This window comes from Sinorhizobium sp. KGO-5 (assembly GCF_036245905.1).
Taxonomy (GTDB): domain Bacteria; phylum Pseudomonadota; class Alphaproteobacteria; order Rhizobiales; family Rhizobiaceae; genus Sinorhizobium; species Sinorhizobium meliloti_A.
In genome coordinates this window covers 57,652-76,523 of the sequence record NZ_BDIZ01000010.1, presented here as the reverse complement: position 1 = coordinate 76,523, position 18,872 = coordinate 57,652, and the positions used below count along the sequence as shown (strand labels likewise).

General features: G+C 62.0%; 15 protein-coding genes. 3 read left to right on the top strand and 12 right to left on the bottom strand.

Annotation, left to right across the window (positions count from 1 at the left end; all coding sequences use genetic code 11):
• Window positions 1-7: 7 nt before the first annotated feature.
• Window positions 8-1,357, bottom strand: coding sequence for an adenylate/guanylate cyclase domain-containing protein (locus tag BHD07_RS27410; RefSeq protein WP_100670486.1), 1,350 nt, complete (start codon window positions 1,355-1,357; stop codon window positions 8-10).
• 447 nt (window positions 1,358-1,804) lie between these two features.
• Between BHD07_RS27410 and BHD07_RS27405 the strand changes: the two genes are divergently transcribed.
• Window positions 1,805-3,142 carry a nucleotide sugar dehydrogenase gene (locus tag BHD07_RS27405; protein WP_338283875.1) on the top strand — a complete coding sequence of 446 codons (1,338 nt, stop codon included), beginning with the start codon at window positions 1,805-1,807 and terminating at the stop codon, window positions 3,140-3,142.
• Here the strand turns inward: BHD07_RS27405 and BHD07_RS27400 are convergent.
• Window positions 3,132-4,334: a DUF3095 domain-containing protein gene (locus BHD07_RS27400; protein WP_338283874.1), complete on the bottom strand. Its 1,203-nt coding sequence runs from the start codon at window positions 4,332-4,334 to the stop codon at window positions 3,132-3,134. The genes BHD07_RS27405 and BHD07_RS27400 overlap by 11 nt on opposite strands.
• A 229-nt stretch (window positions 4,335-4,563) precedes the next feature.
• Between BHD07_RS27400 and BHD07_RS27395 the strand changes: the two genes are divergently transcribed.
• Window positions 4,564-5,394 carry an MBL fold metallo-hydrolase gene (locus BHD07_RS27395; protein ID WP_324763803.1) on the top strand — a complete coding sequence of 277 codons (831 nt, stop codon included), beginning with the start codon at window positions 4,564-4,566 and terminating at the stop codon, window positions 5,392-5,394.
• A 61-nt stretch (window positions 5,395-5,455) separates the two neighbouring features.
• On the opposite strand, the gene BHD07_RS27390 is transcribed toward BHD07_RS27395, so the two are convergent.
• The 10 genes from BHD07_RS27390 to BHD07_RS27345 all read right to left on the bottom strand — a co-directional run bounded on the left by BHD07_RS27390 (window position 5,456) and on the right by BHD07_RS27345 (window position 16,019).
• Complete coding sequence (locus BHD07_RS27390) at window positions 5,456-5,773, bottom strand: antibiotic biosynthesis monooxygenase family protein (RefSeq protein WP_338283873.1); 318 nt, start codon at window positions 5,771-5,773, stop codon at window positions 5,456-5,458.
• Complete coding sequence (locus BHD07_RS27385) at window positions 5,770-6,186, bottom strand: cupin domain-containing protein (protein WP_338283872.1); 417 nt, start codon at window positions 6,184-6,186, stop codon at window positions 5,770-5,772. Before BHD07_RS27385 ends, BHD07_RS27390 begins: the two co-directional genes overlap by 4 nt.
• 11 nt (window positions 6,187-6,197) lie before the next feature.
• Entirely contained in the window at window positions 6,198-7,598 is a 1,401-nt protein-coding gene (locus tag BHD07_RS27380) for an NAD-dependent succinate-semialdehyde dehydrogenase (RefSeq protein ID WP_338283871.1), read from the bottom strand.
• A 124-nt stretch (window positions 7,599-7,722) separates the two neighbouring features.
• Window positions 7,723-8,994: a 3-oxo-tetronate kinase gene (otnK, locus tag BHD07_RS27375; RefSeq protein ID WP_338283870.1), complete on the bottom strand. Its 1,272-nt coding sequence runs from the start codon at window positions 8,992-8,994 to the stop codon at window positions 7,723-7,725.
• Window positions 8,995-9,084: 90 nt separating this feature from the next.
• Window positions 9,085-9,744, bottom strand: coding sequence for an aspartate/glutamate racemase family protein (locus BHD07_RS27370; RefSeq protein WP_324763805.1), 660 nt, complete (start codon window positions 9,742-9,744; stop codon window positions 9,085-9,087).
• Window positions 9,745-9,788: 44 nt separating this feature from the next.
• Window positions 9,789-10,865, bottom strand: a complete 1,077-nt coding sequence (locus BHD07_RS27365) for an ABC transporter ATP-binding protein (protein WP_324763806.1) — start codon at window positions 10,863-10,865, stop codon at window positions 9,789-9,791.
• Complete coding sequence (locus tag BHD07_RS27360) at window positions 10,858-12,618, bottom strand: ABC transporter permease (RefSeq protein WP_100670500.1); 1,761 nt, start codon at window positions 12,616-12,618, stop codon at window positions 10,858-10,860. Before BHD07_RS27360 ends, BHD07_RS27365 begins: the two co-directional genes overlap by 8 nt.
• A gap of 63 nt (window positions 12,619-12,681) precedes the next feature.
• On the bottom strand, window positions 12,682-13,788 hold the full coding sequence (locus tag BHD07_RS27355) for an ABC transporter substrate-binding protein (RefSeq protein WP_018097096.1): 1,107 nt from the start codon (window positions 13,786-13,788) through the stop codon (window positions 12,682-12,684).
• Window positions 13,789-13,911: 123 nt separating this feature from the next.
• The gene (locus tag BHD07_RS27350; protein WP_324763807.1) at window positions 13,912-15,006 is read right to left on the bottom strand and encodes an isocitrate/isopropylmalate dehydrogenase family protein; all 1,095 of its coding nucleotides are present in this window, start codon (window positions 15,004-15,006) and stop codon (window positions 13,912-13,914) included.
• 86 nt (window positions 15,007-15,092) lie between these two features.
• Window positions 15,093-16,019, bottom strand: coding sequence for a GntR family transcriptional regulator (locus BHD07_RS27345; protein ID WP_100670507.1), 927 nt, complete (start codon window positions 16,017-16,019; stop codon window positions 15,093-15,095).
• 183 nt (window positions 16,020-16,202) lie between these two features.
• Between BHD07_RS27345 and acnA the strand changes: the two genes are divergently transcribed.
• The gene (gene acnA, locus BHD07_RS27340; RefSeq protein WP_338283869.1) at window positions 16,203-18,851 is read left to right on the top strand and encodes an aconitate hydratase AcnA; all 2,649 of its coding nucleotides are present in this window, start codon (window positions 16,203-16,205) and stop codon (window positions 18,849-18,851) included.
• Window positions 18,852-18,872 lie beyond the last annotated feature (21 nt).

Below are 18,872 nucleotides of genomic sequence, written 5' to 3'. Positions count from 1 at the left end.
GGTCCCCTCATTGCAGCATCTTGTCGATCAGACCGCGCGGGCCAGGCGGCCGCTTCTTGTTGCGGTAGAGCAACATGACATGCTCGGCCTCGGAAAGTCCATCCTCGGTTGCATCATATGCCCGCTCCTGCGCGATTGCGGCAAGTGCGGTATCCCGGGGGTAGAGGACCGTGAACTTCTGACGAACCCCGCGCAGTTTCTCCTGCCCGAGCGTTTGCCATTCCCCGCCGCAATAATTCACGAAGGCTTCGCTCGCGACGACGCTGTGGTCATATTTCTTCGTCAGATTCTGCAGCCGCTGTACCTCGTTCACCGCAGAGCCGAACACCGAGAAGGTCAGTCGGTCGCGCAGCCCGACATTGCCGAACATGACGTTCCCGACATGCAGGGCGATGCCGTAGCCGATCGGGTCGCGGCCCTGCGTCCTGCGTTCCGCGTTGAGGGCGGCCATGCGCGCCGTCGCCGCGCCCACGGCGGCGAATGCCTCGCGGCTGGCCATCTCCGACGGCTCCTTGTGCCGGCCGCAGGGGTAGACGCCGATGAAGCCGTCGCCGATGAAGCTCAGTATCTGTCCGCCGTTGCGGTTGAAAGGCGTGGCGATCGCGTCGAAGAAGCCGTTCAACGACTCGATATAGGCCTGCCGGCCTTCCTTTTCGGCAAGCATCGTCGACTGGCGCATATCCGCCATGACGAGAACTGCGCGTACCGTCTCGCCGTCGCCCCGCCGGACCTGGCCGCTCATCACGCGGCGCCCGGCATTGGCGCCAAGATAGGTGGTCAGCATGTTGTCGGCGAGCTTGCCGAGCACGGCCACTTTGGCAGCGATCGCCAGATGGTTCTGAAGTCTGAGAAGGGCCGCAATGACGTCGTCGCTGAAACCACCCTGACGGTCCGTCGTCCACGAGCCGACCATTCCGTGTTCGGATTCTGCTCCAAGAGGTTGCATGAAGGCTATGTAGTCGGTCGCTCCCTGCTCCTTCAGCTCGTCCAGGATCGGAAACTCCGAGGGCAAGGCGGGATCGATCCGGCGCCTGACATGATCGAGATTGTTGCTGAGCAGGTAATAATACGGGCTGTGCAGGAATCGCTCGGGATTGAGCGCCAATTCCTCATGGCGCAGACCGCTCACCTCGACACCCTGACCTCGCCACCAGGTGAAGCCGAGGGCGTCGTAAAGCGGGTGAAGCATCGAGAAAGACAGATGGACGCGCATGAGCGGCAGGCCCGCCGCCGCCAACCGCTCGCAGAAACCGCGCACGATGGTTTCAAGTGTTTCGTCGCTGAGCGAGGTTCGCATGAGCCAGTCGGCGACCTTGTCCAGGAGGATTTGGGAAACGTTGTCGTTGATCGGGCTCATGCCATGTCCTCATCGTCGCGGCAACGGTCGCCACCGGCGCCGACCGCGAAGCAGCGATCGCTCGCTCGCGGTAGCACTGAGTGGGTACCCGTCGGTGAAAGAAGGCTCCCGCCGCCTCCCGCGGCCGTTCGTGCAGCGATCGGGTCACCGCTGCGCTCCTGCAGATATTCACCGGGGAGCACATTTTCCAGAGACCACGAGCGATTTTTGATCGTTGCCGGATCGTACACGCAACAGCCCTGCGCATTGCACCCTGAAATTGCTGGGGTCCCTCACGACCGCGCGCCTGCCCGGGCCAGACAAAACGACGCAGGCCTTGAGGCGTGCGGCTTCGCTGACGGCGCGCCGCGCTTGACTTGCGGTGGCTTTCCCGCCAACAAAACGGCACCGGGCTCCGCAGCCGGATCGCTGAAGCGGCCCTCCCGGCAACAGAACTGGAAGCCAATCTTGACCTCTCCGCATCACGACAGGCTGCTCGAATCGATCTCCCGCCGCACCGCCCGCGTCGGTGTGATCGGCCTCGGCTATGTCGGCCTGCCGCTTGCCGTTGCAATCGCGCGCTCCGGCTTCCATGTCACCGGTTTCGACATAGACCCGGGCAAGATCGTCGCGCTCGACGCCGGGAGCTCCTATATCGAAGCGGTTTCGGACGCGGCGCTTGCCCGTGAAGCCGGCGCCGGGCGGTTCCGCTCCACGACCGACTTTTCGGATCTCGGCCTTTGCGACGTCATCATCATCTGCGTGCCGACGCCGCTGACCAGGCACCGCGATCCCGACCTCTCCTTCGTGGAGAATACGTCGCGCGCGATCGCTGACCGCTTGCGGCCGGGTCAGCTCGTCGTTCTGGAGTCGACCACCTATCCCGGCACCACCGACGGTATCGTGCGCTCCATCCTGGAAGAAACGGGGCTCAAGTCCGGCGCCGACTTCTTCATTGGATTCTCGCCGGAGCGGGAAGACCCGGGCAATCGCGCTTACGAGACCACGAGCATCCCCAAGGTCGTGGCCGGAGACGGCCCAATGGCCGCAGCGCTGATGGAGCGGTTCTATGCCGCCGTGGTCACGACGGTGGTTCCGGTCTCGTCCAACGCGACCGCAGAGGCGGTAAAACTGACCGAGAATATCTTCCGCGCCGTCAACATCGCCCTCGTGAACGAACTAAAGGTCGTCTACGAGGCGATGGGCATCGATGTCTGGGAGGTGATCGATGCCGCCAAGACGAAGCCCTTCGGTTACATGCCCTTCTATCCGGGACCCGGGCTCGGCGGCCACTGCATTCCCATCGATCCTTTTTATCTGACGTGGAAATCCCGGGAGTACGAGCTGCCGACGCGCTTCATCGAACTCGCCGGCGAGATCAACTCGGCAATGCCCCGTCACGTTGTGGCAAGGCTCGCCGAGGCGCTCGACCGGCGGGAGGGAAAGGCGCTCAGCCGCTCGGCAGTCCTCGTCATCGGCCTCGCCTACAAGAAGAATGTTCCGGACATTCGTGAAAGCCCCTCCCTGAAGCTGATAGAGCTCATCGAGGAGCGTGGCGGCAAGGCCGCTTTCTACGACCCCCATGTGGATGAAATTCCCTCGACCCGAGAACACATGGCCTTGAAGGGCCGGCGGTCGGTCGTCTTCGACGAAGCGACGGTTCGCGGCTTCGATGCCGCGCTTATTGCGACCGACCACGATGCTCTCGACTATGCCGCACTTGCCGACTGGGCGCCGCTGATCGTCGACACGCGCAACGTCTTCGCGCGCCACGGCCTTGCTGCCGAGCACATCGTCAAGGCTTGACCGCGGGGGGAATATCCCCGGTGCTCGACAGGTCCCCTTCGGAAAGACCGGCCTTCAGGTTCCGGGCGGCCACCGCGTAGCCGCCGGCCGCACCGTCGATGAAGTGCATGTGGTCCCTGCTCATCGGGCTCGGAACGATGCACGTCATCAGCGCCGAATCCTGCCGGTGCAGCCCGTAGCGGCATATGCCCGCCGCCGCTCCCTGCTTCAGCCGTTCCTCGATACGGCGCAGCCGATCGAGACTGACGTCGATCGTCATCTTCAGCGCGTCGTCGAACTTGCGGAAGTCCGAATTGCTGGCGAGGTCGCGCGCGTATCGCTTGACGTCGAACGGTCCGAAATTGATGCCGAGCCTGAAACAGAGAAACAGTGCAAGGCTCTGCGCCGCAACGAAGGACCAGGCGAGGAAGCGCCGGCCCCTCGGCGAGACGGCGCGCGATTCCACCGTAATGCCGCGCACGGAAAGGTGCGGCTCGGGTCCTTTTTCCGGTACCGGGTGCCCGCCTCGCTCCTCCCCCTCGGCCAAGGACACGATGTCGCCGATCAGCGCCTTGTATTCCGGACCGATGCCCCGCTCCCCCGGCACCGCGATAATGGAGACGATCGCTCCGTGGTGCGAGACGATCGGATTCCAGCGGCATGACAATCCTGTCAGGTCGGGTCTCGTGCCGGGCGGCGCGGCCTCGATCTGGTAGCGGCCCGCCTTCATTTCCGCTTCCGCCCAACTGGCACCACCGCCGGAAAACATGGCGTAGGAGACCTCCTCGCTCGCCTTAAAGCGGGCGACACGCATGTCGAACCCGCTGGCGCGCACGTCGGATACCGGGACGATTGCGGCGCGAAGCTCAAGGCCCAGTTCCTCCGCCACCCATGTCTTGGCCGCGGCGAGCACGTCCTTCGCTTTTGCCGCCAGCGTTCCGGGCACGGCAGCGAGCGCCCCGTCGCCACCGAAGACGAATGCGAGGTTTTTCTCGTCGAGCCCGTTCATGAGCGCCGAGATGACGCTCGCGCCCGCCATGTTCACGCTCTTGTATCGCCCTTCGGCGATCGCTCCCGTCGAATTGACGATATCGGCAACGGCGAGCCACCAGCCGTCGGGCAAGGGCCGGTAGTTGGCCTCGTCGGCGACCCCTTCGAATGCCTCGAAAAGAGGAAGGCCCGCATAAAATTCCCTGTCGGCCGGCTGCACCATCGTTGCCAAACTCCTAGAGGCGACATCTGTTGCTGATTTCCAGGCTGGAGCGATTTTCAGCCGATTACGACGGATAAAGCACCTTCGCTTCAATGGATAGATTTCTCTTCTCGCCATGTAATGCGTGCGCGACGGCGCCAATGGCATTGCAGGACCCTCATGATTTGTGCTTGTCTAATCACTACGCCCGGGCAAAATGCCACGGCAGGCAGGATAAAGCCGGAACGGAATGCAGGACGATACATTTCGAGTGAAGTTTTGGGGCGTAAGAGGCAGCTTGCCGGTTTCCGGCGAGCAGTTCCTGCACTACGGAGGAAATACGCCCTGCATCGAAATTCGCTGCGGCAAAGAGGTGTTGATATTCGACGCGGGCTCGGGCCTGCGCGAGGCCGGGCTGTCGCTGATGTCCGAAGGTATCGCCGAGTTCGACGTTTTTTTCACCCACACCCATTACGATCACATCATCGGCCTGCCCTATTTCAAGCCGATCTACCGCTGCAGCTCCGCCGTCCGCTTCTGGTCCGGCCATCTCCACGGCACGATGTCCACGGCCGAAATGATCAACGAGTTCATGAGACCGCCATGGTTCCCGGTCGGAACGGGCATCTGCCAGGCGAGCCTCGACACCGTCGATTTCCGTCCGGGTGAAACACTATCGCCGCGAAAGGACATTTCCATTCGCACCATGAGCCTCGTGCATCCCGGGGGATGTGTCGGCTACCGTATCGAATGGGGCGGACGGGCGGTCGCGCTCGTCTACGACACGGAACACGAACCCGGGATTCTCGACCCCGCACTCCTCGATTTCATCGCCGGAGCCGATCTGATGATCTATGACTGCACCTATCTGGAAAGCGAGATGCCGACCTTTCGCGGCTACGGACACTCGACTGGGATGCATGGATCGCAGCTCGCCAAAGCCGCCGGCGTCACGCGCCTCGCCATGTTCCACCACGATCCGTCGCGCACCGACGCCGCACTCGCCGCCATGGAACAGGAAGTCCAGGCTTTCTTCTCGGGTGCCTTTGCCGCGTGCGACCGTCAGGTCATCGATCTATAAGATCTGCGACACGGTTACTGCTGAAATGCTCGGCTAATTCGCGCCGGTCACACCCCAGGCGTCAGCGCTCCTGCCCGCCCTCTTTGAGCAAAGCCACTCCTTCGGAATGGGTCACCTTTGGCGCGCCGTCGAAATATGGGCTGACGAGACGCCGCCACTCCTGGAAATCATCAGAATTGCGGAAGCCGATCATGTGGTCGTCGATCGTCTCCCATTTGACCAGCAGACGATAAAGATACGGCGTCTCTACGACCCGATGCAGCGCCACGCCGTGGCAGCCTTTCGCCCTCAGAAACAGGGGCGCCGCTCGTGACACGCCCGCTTCGAATTGCGCCTCGCTGCCGGGTTTGACGGAAATCTCCGCGACTTCAACGATCATGATTTCGCTCCCTGCTGATGGTGTTCCGCATCGATCGGACGCTCCTCTCCGGTAGCGATCGTGGTCCGGGTCGCATCTATGGAGGCATAGATCCAGAAAATGCGCATTGGCTCGGTCTCGGACGCATTGATGAAGCGATGGGGAACGTTTGCCGGGATCCAGGTCGTGTCGTTGGGTCCGAGCGGGTATCGGACCCCGTCGATTTCGGCAATGGCCTGCCCGTCGAGGACCATCACGCTCTCTTCGCAATTATGTTTGTGAAGACCGATCGCGGCGCCAGGGTCGAAAGCGGTGATGCCGTTGATTATGGTGGTCGAGCCGCATTTGCGCGTCACGAGCGGCGTCGTGCGGGCGCCGTTGCCACGATCATTGCTGTTGAGCTCCTTTGGGCGAAGGATTGCTGGCTGGGTCATTTGGGTTCTCCTTATTCCGGCGCCTTGGCGACAGGCTGGGCTGCGTTGGCCGGGCCGATCCAGACGGTCTTGATGTTGACGAACTCGCGGATGCCGTAGACACCGAGCTCGCGGCCGTAGCCTGAACGCTTGATCCCGCCGAAGGGGTATCGGGGATCGGACGCGACCATGCCGTTGATGAAGACGGCGCCCGCGTCGATGTCGCGCGCGAGCCGGCGTGCACGCTCGACATCCGAGGTCCAGATCGCCGAGCCGAGACCGTATTCGGTCTGATTGGCGAGCCGAACCGCTTCTTCGGCATCTCTGACGCGGACGATGGCCGCGACCGGTCCAAAGGTCTCCTCGCAGAAGGCGGCCATCTCCGGGCGCACATGATCGAGCACGGTCGGCGGATAAAAATAGCCTTGCCGGCTCAGCGGCGCGCCGCCGAGCCTGCATTCAGCGCCCGCCGCAATTGTCTTTTCGACCTGCGCGTGCAGGCTGCTCATCAGGTTTTTCCGTGCCATCGGGCCGATACCGGTATCGCGCTCCATCGGATCGCCCATCTTCAGTTGCGCGGCTTTCTCGCAGAAGAGCTCGACGAAACGGTCGGCGATCGCTTCTTCGACGATGAAGCGCTTGGCGTTGACACAGGACTGCCCGACATTGATGTAGCGCGCCTTGACCGCGACGTTTGTCGCCTCTTCAAGATCGGCGTCGGCAAGCACGATGAAGGGGTCGGAGCCACCGAGTTCCAGCACCTGCTTTTTCAGCGCCTTGCCGGCCTGCGACGCAACGATGGCGCCCACTTCGGTGGAGCCCGTCAGCGTGACAGCTGCGATCCTGTCGTCCGCGATGATGCCGGCCACTTTGGCCGGCTCGATCAGCAGGGTGGCAAAGAGGCCCTCCGGGCAACCTGCCTCGCGCATGATTTCCTCGATGGAAAGTGCACATTCCGGCACATTGTTCGCGTGCTTCAGTACGGCGCCGTTCCCTGCGGCGAAAGCCGGCGCTGCAAACCGGAAAAACTGCCAGAACGGATAGTTCCATGGCATGATGGCGAGGACAACACCAAGCGGCTCGAAGACGACGGCGCTTTCGGACGCATTCGAGGCGACCGTTTCGTCGGCGAGGTATTGCGCCGCGTGCTCGGCATAGAAGTCGCAGTTGTAGGCACATTTTTCGATTTCGGCCTCGGCCTCGACGATCGGCTTGCCCATCTCGCGCGTGATCATCTCAGCATAGCGCGACTTGCCGGCACGCAGCACCCCGGCCATGGCGCCAAGCAGTCGAACCCGCTCTTGGACAGGCTTCTTGCGCCACGCCTTTTGCGTCTTTGCGGCGGCCGAAAGCGCTGCATCGACAAAGGCATCGTCATGGAGTTCGTAGCGGGCAAGTTCCTCGCCGGTGGCCGGATTGGTCGTGACGATCATCGCCATCTCCTTCATTCTTCTTGATTGAGTAAAGCCTTGCGTGGCCTTGCACGCCGTCAACGCAGGTCGCGGCTGCTCGCAAGCACACCGCCCACGATGTCCTCGCGGAGCTTGTTTTCTGCACTCATCGTCCTGCAAGCCTCTCCAAGGCCTTTGTGAAAAAATCCGGGGCGCCGAAGTTCCCTGACTTCAGCGCGAGCGCCACCGGATCATCTCCTTTCGACAGAAGGACCGGGACGCCCGGGTCGATCTCAGGCCCGATTGTCAGCGTACCAAGATCGAGCGCCGAAACCACCGCGCCCGATGTTTCCCCGCCGGCAACGACCAGCCGGCGTATGCCCGCGCCAATCAGTTCCCGTGCCGTCTCAGCAAAGAGATTGTCGAGGGCTTCGGCGACCTTTTCCCGGCCAAAGCGCGCCTGGATCGCCTGAACCTCGTCAGGGGTGCCCGAGGAATAGACGAGTGGTGCCTTTCCCCGGTTGGCAAGCAGGAACGAAGTCAGGTCGACCGTCGTCACCGTTCCATTCATGACGCCGGCAACATCGATGGCAAGCGTCGGATAAGAATTCCGATGGTGGTCCACCTGTTCCCGGGTCGCGCCGGAACAGCTGCCGGCAAGAATGGCCTCCGGACCATCGACGCCGAAGCTCACCGAACTCTGTCCCTTGGCTAACCCGCGGGCGATAAAATTTGCCGGCAGCCCGATCGCAATCCCAGATCCTCCCGTGACAAGGTGATGATCGGCGACAGCCTTGCCGATCACGACGAGGTCGTCATCGGTAATCGCATCGACGACTACGAGAGCATGGTTATCATCGCCATGCCTGCGGAAGGCGGCCTCGATCGCCGAAGTCCCGCTGCGGACGGTGGCAATGTCGACATGTCCGACATCCGAGGTCGTCTGCAGCCGTAGCCAACGGCGGATATCGGCATCGGTCATTGGATTGAGCGGGTGCTTCTCCAGACCAGACTCGTCAAGAAGACGATCTTTTACAAAGATATGCCCCTGATATACCGTGCGTCCGGCCCCTGGGAATGCCGGGCAGACGACGACACCCTTCACGGCAAGCGCGTCGGCGAGCGCCTCCGCGACCGGACCGATGTTTCCGGCCGGCGTAGAATCGAACGTCGAGCAATATTTGAAGACGATCTGCTCGCAGCCCTGATCGAGCAGCCATTTCAGTGCCTCTAGCGATTGCTCGACGGCTACGGCCGCATCGATGGAGCGGCTCTTCAGCGCAATCACGCCCGCCTCGACCTCCGCGTCGGCGGCAGCGCTCGGAACACCTAGACATTGCACGGTGCGAAGGCCGCCCTGCCCCGGCAGGCCCTTCGCGATCGTATTGGCGATGTCGCTCGCCCCGGTGAAATCGTCCGCAATGACCCCGAGAAGCATCGTTTCTACTCTCTTTCAGTTCTACGACGAAGGGCTGACAATGACGCTGCGCTCGAAGCCAGCCGCTCCTCGATGACACGCGTTCGCGACCTAGCCGAGCAAACGGCGAAGCTTGGCAACGGCGGCGTCGGGGCTGTTCAGCACGGGAATGGTCGTGACCGCCTGCACCGCCTGAAACGCCCGCGCCGTCGAGAAATGCGCAAGCGTGATCGCGTCAAAGCCCTCAAGCCTGGCAGCGGCCTCCGCCACCAGCCGGTTGTGCGTCGCCTCGTCACCGGCCCTCACGGCTCCGATCGCGCCCTCGACGAGGAAGCTTTCGATTTCGGCGGACGGGTCCACACGGGCGGCCTCCTCGCGGAATTCGGCTTCCATTCCCTCCCTCGCGGGCGGAAACGTGTAGAGCATTGCCGTTCGCCCGCCCTTGCGGATGGCGGTCTCGAACATCGCCTCGTTCGGCTTGAGGACGGGGATGTCAAGCGTTGATGCAGCCCGTTCGATGGCGGTGCCGAAGGACGAACAGGTGAACAGGACCGCATCGCTGCCGATCATGCGCGCATATCTGGCCAATGCTACGATGCGATCCGTCATCTGCTCGGTTACGGCCCCGTCCCTCGCCCTGTCAGGGGAAAGGCTGTCCTCGAGAATGTTCACCCGGCCGGCGTCCGGCCAGGCCTTGTCGAAGGCCGCCTTGATCGGATCCATGGCAATCGGTGTCGCGTGAATGAGCGCGATTCTCGGCTGTGTCGTCATTTGTCGATCCTGGAAAAGAGGTGGCGGCCGCCGCTTCGGGCCTGCTACTGCTGGCCCGCCGAAAACACCCACACACTTTCGGGTGGAATGCGTGCCCAGACCGTCCCGGAAGACAGCTGCTTGGCGCCATGTGCCTTGGCAACAAAATCGCCGCGGCGCAGACGGTATTCCCACCTGTCTCCGAGATAGATGCTGTCGTCGAGGTTCATCTCGAGCGCATTGGCATCCGGCTGGTCGCTGACGCTGATCTGTTCGACACGTATCACCGCGCGCGCGTCTTGCGATGCCGACAAGCCCGACGCTTCGCGCACCGTTCCGTCGAGGCTCCAGTTGTCGCCGCCGATGACCGTCGCCCTGCCTTCAACCGTCTTCACCTTTGCCTTGACGATATTGTTGGCGCCAAGGAAATCGGCCGAATAGAAGCTGTTCGGGTTGGAATAGATCTCCTGCGGTCCGCCTTGCTGGACGATGCGCCCGTCCTGCAGCAGGAGAATATTGTCGGCGGCAGCCAGCGCCTCGCTCTGGTCGTGGGTGACGAGGATGGCGCAGATCTCGAGATCGAGGATGAGCTTGCGGATCCAGTAACGCGCCTCCTCGCGCAGCTTCGCATCGAGGTTCGAGAGCGGCTCGTCGAGCAGCAGAACGCGCGGTTCGTAGACGAGCGCGCGGCAGATCGCGACACGCTGCTGCTGCCCGCCGGAAAGCTGCGAGGGAAAGCGATCGGCGAGATGCCCGAGACCCATGCGCTCCAGGATCGCCTGAACGCGCCTTTCGAGATCCGCCGGCGCGACGCCCCGGAGTTTGAGGCCGTAGCCGACATTCTCCTTGACGGTCCGATGCGGCCATAGCGCGTAGGACTGGAAGACGAGGCCGATATTGCGCTGTTCCGGCGGCAAGGCCAGCTTGTTCTCGCCGTCGAGGACCGTTTTCCCCCCGATCACGATCTGGCCGACTTCCGGCTGCTCGAGCCCCGCGACGCAGCGCAGAAGCGTGGTCTTGCCGCTGCCGGAGGCTCCGAGAAGAGCGACGATCGACCCGCGCTGTGCGGTAAAGGAGGCGCCTTTGAGTATCTGCAGGCCGCCGAGCCATTTCTGGACATTGCTGACAACGAGTTCAGTCATGGATTTTTGCTCCCAAACGGAGGGCGAGTGCGAGGCCTGCGCCCGTCAATACGATGCTGATGAGGGCGAGCGCGGCGATCGTGTTCATCGCGCCGGTCTGCAGAAGCGAGACCATCAGCGAGCCGATCACTTCAGTGCCTGCGCCCATGAGATAGACGCCCGTCGCATATTCGCGAAGGAAGATGATCATGATCAGCGCCCAGGCGCCGGCGAGGCCGGGACGGACGATTGGAATAACCACGTCCTTCCATGTCCGGCCGATTGTCGCGCCGGTCGTGCGCGCCGATTCCTCGAGTTCCGGAGCCACCTGGATCAGCGTGCCCTGCAGCAGGCGCAGACCGTAGGAGAGGCCGACGACGAGATAGGCGACAAAGAGGCTGACGAGTGTCGGCCGCAAGGGCGTCAGCAAGGGCACGAACAGGAAAACCCAGAAGAAGGCGAGACCGACCACCAGGCCCGGAAGCGCGCGGGGCAGCAACACGATGTAGTCCAGCACCGTGTTCGACATGCCCCAGTTGCGGTGACCGGCGAGGCCGACGGCTAGGTAGATTGCGACTGCCACGGCACCGCCGACCACCGAAAGCACGATCGTGTTGATGATACCGTTATAGAGGCTCGGCACTTCCAGCATGCGGCTGAAGTTCGAGAAGGTGAGCTGGGACCACAGGTTGACCCCCTCTCCCCAGGCGTCGACAAAGGCGCGCACGGTAATTCCGCCGATCGGCAGGACAACCGACACGAAGAGCCACAGGCCGATGATCGAGAGAGCGATGATCTGGCCGCTGTTGCCTAGCTTGAGGGTAGAGACACGCGCACCCTTTCCGCCCATCGCCGCATATTTGCGGGCATTGCGCAAAAGCTTGCGCTGCATCCATACGAGCGGAAGTGTGATCAGGACCAGGACGACGGCGACCACTGCCATAAGCTGGTAGGTTGGCGTACCGAACAGCGTCGTCAGTTTGTAGATATACGTGGTCAGCACCATGATGCCGTTGGGATCCCCGAGCACAAGCGGAATGCCGAAGGTCTCGAAGCCAAGCAGGATGTTGAGCGCGGCAGCAAAGATCAGAGCCGGCAGAACCATGGGCAGGGTCACGTCACGCGAGACCTGCCATATCGATGCGCCGGTCGTGCGCGCAGCTTCCTCGAGGTCGGACGGCAGATTGCGCATGGCCGAGGACACGTAAAGATAGACGTGCGGCACGTGGCTGAGGCCAGCGATCAGGATCATGCCCGGCAGGCTGTAAATGTTCCAGGGAACAACGCCGATGATGTCGCGGACGAAGAGGGAGACGAAGCCCGTCGGACCGACCGAGACGGTGTAGCCGAAGGCGAGCACGATGGACGAGATGAACATCGGCACGAGAACGAGGACCTCGAGGAGGCGCTTGGCCCTCACGTCGGTTCTCGTGATCAGAAAGGCCAACAGGCCGCCGAGTGGTACCGCGATTGCGACCATCCCGAACGAGAAGATCGCCGTCGTGCCGAGGGCTTTGTAGAAATTCTTGTCGGAGAAGACGTAGCGATAGGCATCGAACCCGAACTTGGCGCGCGGGCTGAAGAAGGCAGCCGTCAGGAAGCTCTGGTAGATGATCAGGCCGACCGGCGCCAGCACCGCGATTGCGAGCAGGCCGATGACGACGCGCCTGTAGGTGCTCGCATTGCCGTGGCGGGGCATTCTCGCCGGATATTTCTTTTCGGCTGCGGCCTTTGAAAGCTCGACTGCGGCCGGTGCTTGAGCGTGGGTAGACATTCCTTGCCTCTCGCAAACGGGGGGCGGAGCCGCGGCGCCGATGGCGCCGCGGCGAGCGAAGCATCAGCGACCGAGCGCTTCCTTCCAGTCGTTGAAGAACTGGACGCGTTTCATCTGGTCCATGTATTCGAGCACGCCTTCATCGACCGCAATCGGCTTGAGACCGCCGCCCACACGCTCGTTGAGCGTCTTGACGTTGAGGCCGGAGGTCACATCCTCGCGGACCGAGGGAAGTCCGCCTTCCGCGAGAAGCGACTGGCCCTCGGCCGAGAGCATGTAGTCGACGAAGAGCTTCGCGGCGTTCGAATGCGGTGCATCCTTGGTGATAAGCGCCAGACGCGAGAAGGCCGGCGTATAGTCACTGGCGAAATGGACGCCGAGGTTCGGGCTTTCCTTGACCCAGTCGAGCGCATAGGAGCCGATGATGTTGATGGCGATGATGTTTTCGCCGGAAACGACCGTTTCCTTCATTCCTCCGGAGCTCGAATAGATTTTGGCCCCGTCGTCGCCCATGGCCCTGGCGAGATCCCAGAAGTCCTCGCGGTTGCGAGCATCGTTGGAATGATGAAGGAAGCCGGAGCCGCTCTTCTCAGGATCGAAGGTCGCCACCTTGCCCTGCAGCATGTCCTTGTTTTCCTTCAGGAAGGTGATCATGTCCGCATAGGTCTTCGGCAGCTTGTCTTCCGACAGGGCCTTGGTGTTGTAGATCACGCCGATCGGCTCGACGGTCGTGGCGTAGAGTGTGTTCTTGTAGTTTGCCCAACCCGGCAGCTGGCCCGCCTCCGGTGAGGCGTATTCCATGCCGTAACCGTCCTGAACCAGCGTCATCTGCAGGTCCATGGCCGAGCTCCAGACGACATCGGCTGTCGTCTGGCCGGCCGCGGCCTCGGATATCACCTGGTTATAGGTGCCGTTCGTGCCGAGGTCGTTATACGCGATCTTGATGCCGTATTTCTTGGTGAAGCCATCCTGCAGTTTTTGCGACTGGGCAGCGTCCGTAGAGGTGTAGACGGACACGGTGCCCTCCTCCTTCGCCTTGGCGATGAGGTCGGCATAGTCTGCCGGATAGCCGGCCGGTACTTCCTGTGCGGATGCAGTGGCTGCAAACGCGGTCATGAATGCCGCGGTGACGGCGAAAGCTGTCGAGCGGACGGTGTGTTGCCTGTTCATAGTCTGATCTCCCAATAGCGCCCGTGCTCCAAAGCTCCTCCGGGCATTTGCGCGAGGGCCACTCCGCGCCCTCGCGACCTCCGACTTTGCACTTTGGATTTATAAAATCAAAAGTGCAAACGCTTAGGCATTGACGGCCTTTCGGTCGCCGCCGCGATTTTGGACAGCCCGGGCCACGAGTGAGCCAAAGGTGTCTGTGTTGGTGTTGCCGCCGAGATCGCGCGTGCGCGTCGCCGGATTGGCGAGGACCTCGTCGACGGCTCGCTCGATCTCTGCGCCGGCGGCCTCGAATTGCGGAAGGCCGCGCTGCTCGCCGAGCCAGCTCAGCATCATCGCTGCCGAGAGGATGAGCGACGTCGGGTTGGCGATGTTCTGGTTCTGGATATCGGGCGCCGAGCCGTGCTGTGCCTGCGCGCAGACGAGGCCGGTCTCGGCGTTGGCGTTGATGGAACCGGCCAGGCCGAGGCTGCCGGAAAGCTCGCTCGCGAGGTCGGAAAGAATGTCAGAATAGAAGTTCGTTGCGACGATCACGTCATAGCGCGACGGGTCGCGCACGAGATGCGCCGCCATGGCATCGATGATGACGTCGTTGAGCCTGACTTCCGGGAATTCGGCGGCGACCTTGCGCACCTGTTGCAGAAATAGGCCATCCGTCAGAATGAAATTATTGGCCTTGTGGACGGCCGTGACCTTCCTGCCGCGCTTCATGGCAAGCAGAAAGGCCTGGCGCGCTATGCGCTCGCAGGCATTCGCGGTGATCTTGCGGACCGAGAGGGCGACATCCGGCGTCGGCATGAATTCGCCCGTCCCGGCATACATGTTGCGGTCCGGATAGAAGCCTTCGGTCGCCTCACGCATGATCACGAGGTCCATCTTCTTCGCATCGTTCAAAAACGCGCGGGAGCGTGCCGGGCGCACATTGGCGTAAAGATCGAGCTTGACACGGAAGCCGGCCGAGACGTTCACGCCGCCCTTGTCGCGGGGCGGATAGTCCATGTGCGACTGGGGACCGAGAATGATCCCGTCGAAGGTGCGGGCAAGCTCGATCGTCTCATCCCGGAGCGTCGAACCGTGTTTTTCCAGGCTGGCGAAGCCTGTGTCCTCAAAGTGGTATTCGAGGCCGAGACCGAACGCCGCGTCCGTGGCCTTCATGACCTCCATTGTTGCCGCGGTGATCTCGGGACCAATCCCATCACACGGCGTTACGAATATTTTCATCTGACAATCTCCCATGAGGCAACGGCCGACCGGCCGCGCAACGTCACGGGCAGATTATTGGCTTTTTAAATCTGAAAATGCAATCACTATTTTTCGAGAAGTTCTTTTTCATGCGCCTGATGCGACCAGGACCAGGTTACGGGCGACTTCTTCGAAAGCGCGCCACCCAGGTGCCGTCGCATCGCATAGGAAGCCTCGACGACCTCGCCGCGCTCAAGAAGATCAAGGATTTCGAGGTGCTCCCTGCACTGGCGCACGGTGCGGCTGCGATCGACCCGCGAACGATATTCGAGCAACCGGCGCATTCTGTTCACGCGCACGAGCGAGAGGTGGAAAAACGGATTGTTCGACATCTTGATCAGCTCTTCATGGAAAAGCGCACCGTTGTGGAGAAGCCGTTCGGCCGGCAGTCGCTCGATATCCGATTCCAGCATTCGCAATTGAATGCGCCGTTGCTCCTCGATGATCTTGCGATCGAGTCGAAACTCAGGTTCCAGCATCGCCGCAGGCTCGATAAGCATGCGGAACCGATAGATTTGTTCGAAGGCTTCGGGCGTTTTGGCGACCGGCAGGAAGCGCCAGCCGTAGCCCTGCTTGCGCTCCGCCCATCCTTCACGTGAAGCGCGCATCAAGACATCGTTGACCTGCGATTTCGTCAGATCGTACCGCTCTCTCAGCATCTGCTCGGTGACTTCGGCCGGTATGCGGTCGGTGAGCCAGTCTTCTGCAAGACGCTGGTAGTCATTGGCGACCTCGAACGGCTCCGCATCGTCGCGAACGCGTTCGGCAATGCTGTCCGTGACCTCCTTGACGAAGAACCCCCTGTTTTCCTTCTGCTCGAGGAGACCTTGCGTGGCCAGCATGTCCATCGCCTCGCGAACCGGTGAGCGGGAGACGCCAAAGCGATCTGCCAATTGCTGCGTCTTGAGGTGATCCCCAACCGCCAGCTCTCCAGACGTGACCAGGAGGGTGATTTCATTTGCAATGGTCTGTGCCAACTGGCTGGAGCGCATCTCGGTCAATCCTATGAAAACGATGACGTCGCCGCACGTTAGTCCATGAGAGCCGCAAAGGGAACGATTCGCGCCAACAATTTGCATACCCGGCCGCCTGAAAAACCAAAAATCGGCCGAGTTGACATTGACACGGCTGATTTTTTGGTTTTTTGCATATTAAAAATCAACACCGGAGGAGACATGTGCTTTCGAGAGGTGCCTACGTCCCATGGGGTCGTTAAAGCGATTGATCTCACGTCCACCTTCGGCCCGGACTTCCACAGGCTGCCGTTTGTTCATCGAATCCTGCTGGAAAACGTCGCCAGGAAAGACACAATCTGCCTGCCCCGCATGATTGAAGCCATGCGGCGCTGGCTTGTCAGCGGCGCGAGTGAGGCTGAGGTCGTTTTCCATCCGTCGCGTGTCCTGATGCACGACACGACCTGCGTACCCGCCCTCGTCGATATCGCTGCCATGCGCGACGCCGTCGCCGAAGCCGGCGGCGACCCGGCGAACCTCACGCCGGTCCTGCCAGTCGACGTATCCGTCGATCATAGTGTCGGCGTCGACATGTATGGACAGCCTCGGTCCCGCGCCTTTAACATGCAACGCGAAATGGAGCGCAACAGTGAGCGCTACCGCCTGATGAAATGGGCAACCCAAGCCCTTCCAGGTGTTACGGTGCATCCGCCTGGCACCGGGATCATGCACACGCTCAATCTCGAGCAGCTGGCGACCGTCATGCGTCTCGAGGAGCGGCACGACGAAACCTGGGCGACGCCGGACACGCTCATCGGCACTGACAGTCATACGCCGATGATCAACGGCATCGGAGTTCTCGCCTGGGGCGTTGGCGGGCTGGAGGCGGAAAGCGTCCTCTTTGGTTTTCCGGTCACGTTACGGCTGCCGGAGGTCGTCGGCGTGCGCCTGACCGGACGGCTGTCCCCCGGCGTGCTCTCGACAGACCTTGCCCTGGAGGTCACGCACCTCCTGCGGCGCCACAAGGTCTCGGGAGAGTTTGTCGAATTCTTCGGGCCAGGGGTGTCGACGCTCACCGGCGGCGACCGCGCCGTCATTGCCAATATGGCGCCCGAATATGGTGCGACGACCGGCTATTTCCCAATCGACGGACAGACTATCGAGTACCTGCGGCGAACCGGCCGAAGGGCGGAGCACGGCTCAATGGTTGAAGGTGTCGCCCGAGCGATGGGGCTCTGGTTCGATCCGGACGCGGAGCCGCGCTACAGTCGGGTCGTCGAACTTGATCTCGGCAATGTGCGTCCCCTTCTTGCCGGGCCGCGGCGCCCGCAGGACAAATGCGCGCTGACTGAGGCTGCATCTGCCTTGGAGACGGCAGCCGGCGGGCCGTTTGAGGAGATATCCAACGGGATTCCGGACGGCGCGATTGCTATCGCGGCCATCACGAGTTGCACCAACACCTCCGACCAGCGTCTGCTAGCTGCCGCTGGTCTTGTGGCCCGCAAGGCAAACAGGCTCGGTCTGCGGCCGCCTCACTGGGTCAAGACATCATTAGCGCCGGGCTCGCCGTCTGCCGAACTCTTCCTGAGAAGAAGCGGACTGCTGACGGATCTGGAGGCGACCGGCTTCAACATCGTGGGTCATGGATGCACCACCTGCATCGGAAATTCGGGGCCGCTCCAGCCGGACATGGCCGAAGCAATCGCCAATGGCACTGTCGCCGCCGCCCTTCTCTCGGGCAATCGCAACTTCTCCGGCCGGGTGCATCCGAGCCTGCAGTTCGGCTTCCTCGCCTCGCCGCCGCATGTCGTCGCCCTCTCGATGATCGGAAAATTCTGTCGGGATCCGTTGAATGTCAAAGTCGCGGACACCGCGGACGGATCCGCCGTCTGCCTTCGCAATCTCCTCCCGTCCGATGAGGAAATCGATGCCATTTTGCGTGACTTTTCGCAGTGCGAGGATTTTGGCCGGGCGTTTCACGACGCCACGAAGAACGATGCATGGCTTGCCCTCGAGGCGCCATCCTCTCCAACATTTCCCTGGGATGAAATCTCCACCTATATCCAGCGACCGCCCTTTGCCGTCGCGAGCAACACCAATCGGCTCGGAACCTATACGGCCCATCCGCTGCTCGTGCTGGGCGACGACATGACCACGGATCACATCTCGCCCGCCGGCCAGATCGATGCCGAGAGTTATGCCGGACGCCATCTCGTTGCGGCCGGCGATCCGCCAAACGACCTCAACGTCTATGCGGCCAGACGCGGGAACTGGGCGGCCATGGTCCGCGGTCTCTTCGACAATCCCACGGCGTCCAACCTCCTGCTTGACGGGCGACCGGCCTCAAGAACCGTGTATGCCCCTACCATGGATGAAGGCCCGCTATGGGAGGTGGCCGAACGCTACCGGCAGGAAGGGCGCTCCGTCGTGATCGTAGCCGGTGAGCGATATGGCGCCGGTTCTTCGCGCGACTGGGCAGCCAAGGGCCTTGCGCTGCTTGGGGTGCGCGCCGTCATCGCCAGAAGTTTCGAGCGCATCCACCGCACGAACCTGATCGGCATGGGAATCCTGCCCATCGTCATCGAGAACACAATTCCCTCACTTTCGGCACTGGACCTCATCGAAGTTGACGCCAGGCACATAGAAGCGCGCTGCGGTATCAGGCTGGTCTTGCTGAGCGCCTCTGGCGCAGCCAAGACATTGACGGCGCGCGCCGCGGTGGAGACGGAGCAGGAGGTTGAAACGCTTGTCGCTGGCGGGATGATTCCCCTCATTCTTGACCGCCACCTGGCGGAACTGGTGGTACCCAAGACGCCCGATTTCGTTCGCCCCATACCGGGCGGCGCATTTACTAAGGAAGGAAGTAAATAGATGCCATCGGGCTGGAAATTG

Excerpts from the sequence above, each read along its gene's own strand:
- BHD07_RS27410 (WP_100670486.1), bottom strand. The coding sequence starts at position 1,357 with ATGAGCCCGATCAACGACAACGTTTCCCAAATCCTCCTGGACAAGGTC.
- BHD07_RS27400 (WP_338283874.1), bottom strand. The coding sequence starts at position 4,334 with ATGGTGCAGCCGGCCGACAGGGAATTTTATGCGGGCCTTCCTCTTTTC.
- BHD07_RS27395 (WP_324763803.1), top strand. The coding sequence starts at position 4,564 with ATGCAGGACGATACATTTCGAGTGAAGTTTTGGGGCGTAAGAGGCAGC.
- BHD07_RS27390 (WP_338283873.1), bottom strand. The coding sequence starts at position 5,773 with ATGATCGTTGAAGTCGCGGAGATTTCCGTCAAACCCGGCAGCGAGGCG.
- BHD07_RS27385 (WP_338283872.1), bottom strand. The coding sequence starts at position 6,186 with ATGACCCAGCCAGCAATCCTTCGCCCAAAGGAGCTCAACAGCAATGAT.
- BHD07_RS27380 (WP_338283871.1), bottom strand. The coding sequence starts at position 7,598 with ATGATCGTCACGACCAATCCGGCCACCGGCGAGGAACTTGCCCGCTAC.
- otnK (WP_338283870.1), bottom strand. The coding sequence starts at position 8,994 with ATGCTTCTCGGGGTCATTGCGGACGATTTCACCGGGGCGAGCGACATC.
- BHD07_RS27370 (WP_324763805.1), bottom strand. The coding sequence starts at position 9,744 with ATGACGACACAGCCGAGAATCGCGCTCATTCACGCGACACCGATTGCC.
- BHD07_RS27365 (WP_324763806.1), bottom strand. The coding sequence starts at position 10,865 with ATGACTGAACTCGTTGTCAGCAATGTCCAGAAATGGCTCGGCGGCCTG.
- BHD07_RS27360 (WP_100670500.1), bottom strand. The coding sequence starts at position 12,618 with ATGTCTACCCACGCTCAAGCACCGGCCGCAGTCGAGCTTTCAAAGGCC.
- BHD07_RS27355 (WP_018097096.1), bottom strand. The coding sequence starts at position 13,788 with ATGAACAGGCAACACACCGTCCGCTCGACAGCTTTCGCCGTCACCGCG.
- BHD07_RS27350 (WP_324763807.1), bottom strand. The coding sequence starts at position 15,006 with ATGAAAATATTCGTAACGCCGTGTGATGGGATTGGTCCCGAGATCACC.
- BHD07_RS27345 (WP_100670507.1), bottom strand. The coding sequence starts at position 16,019 with ATGCGCTCCAGCCAGTTGGCACAGACCATTGCAAATGAAATCACCCTC.
- acnA (WP_338283869.1), top strand. The coding sequence starts at position 16,203 with ATGTGCTTTCGAGAGGTGCCTACGTCCCATGGGGTCGTTAAAGCGATT.